The sequence below is a fragment of the Saccharopolyspora rhizosphaerae genome (assembly GCF_003931915.1).
In the GTDB taxonomy this organism is placed as follows: Bacteria; Actinomycetota; Actinomycetes; order Mycobacteriales; family Pseudonocardiaceae; genus Saccharopolyspora; species Saccharopolyspora rhizosphaerae.
Genome location: NZ_RSAA01000023.1, coordinates 1 through 1,079, shown reverse-complemented (window position 1 = coordinate 1,079; position 1,079 = coordinate 1). Strand labels below are relative to the sequence as shown.

The window sequence follows — 1,079 nt, the reverse complement described above, 5'->3', positions numbered from 1 at the left end:
GCTGTCGGCGGATGATGCGATCAACATCCAGTACACGTCGGGGACGACGGGTTTTCCCAAGGGTGCGACGTTGTCGCACCACAACATCCTCAACAACGGGTTCTTCGTGGGGGAGTTGTGCGGGTACGGCCCGCAGGACCGGGTGGCGATCGTGCCGCCGTTCTACCACTGCTTCGGGATGGTGATGGGCAACCTGGCCTGCACCAGTCATGGTTCGGCGATGGTGATCCCGTCGGAGGGGTTCGAGGCGGGCTCGGCGTTGTCAGCGGTGGCGGGTGAGCGGTGCACGTCGTTGTACGGGGTGCCGACGATGTTCATCGCGGAGTTGGACCACCCAGAGTTCGACTCGTTCGACCTGTCGTCGTTGCGGACGGGGATCATGGCGGGTTCGCCGTGTCCGGTGGAGGTGATGAAGCAGGTCATCGACCGGATGGGCATGGGTGAGGTGGCCATCTGCTACGGGATGACCGAGACCAGTCCGGTGTCGACGCAGACGCGTGCGGATGATTCGTTGGAGCGGCGGGTGTCCACGGTGGGCCGGGTGGGGCCGCACTTGGAGGTCAAGATCGTGGATCCGGTCACGGGGTTGACGGTGCCGCGGGGTGAGCCGGGGGAGCTGTGCACCCGGGGGTACTCGGTGATGCTGGGGTATTGGGAGCAGCCGGACAAGACCGCGGAGGTCATCGACGCGGCTCGCTGGATGCACACCGGGGATCTGGCGGTGATGGATGCCGACGGGTACGTCTCGATCACCGGGCGGATCAAGGACATGGTGATCCGGGGTGGGGAGAACGTGTATCCGCGGGAGGTCGAGGAGTTCCTCTACACCCACCCGGACATCTTGGACGCGCAGGTCATCGGGGTGCCGGATGAGAAGTACGGCGAGGAGCTGATGGCCTGGGTGCGGTTGCGCGACGGGGCGCCGGAGCTGACCGCGGAGGCGTTGCGGGAGTTCTGCACCGGCAAGCTCGCCCACTACAAGATCCCGCGCTACGTGCACGTGGTCGAGGAGTTCCCGATGACGGTCACCGGCAAGGTCCGCAAGGTCGAGATGCGCCAACAAGCCCTCGACCTCCTCC

The 1,079-nt window shown here is 65.6% G+C and carries 1 protein-coding gene; it reads left to right on the top strand.

The genetic code is table 11. The annotated features are described in order from the left end of the window. A partial coding sequence (locus EIL87_RS21675) for an AMP-binding protein (RefSeq protein ID WP_125092438.1) occupies positions 1-1,079 on the top strand: 1,079 nt, incomplete at both ends.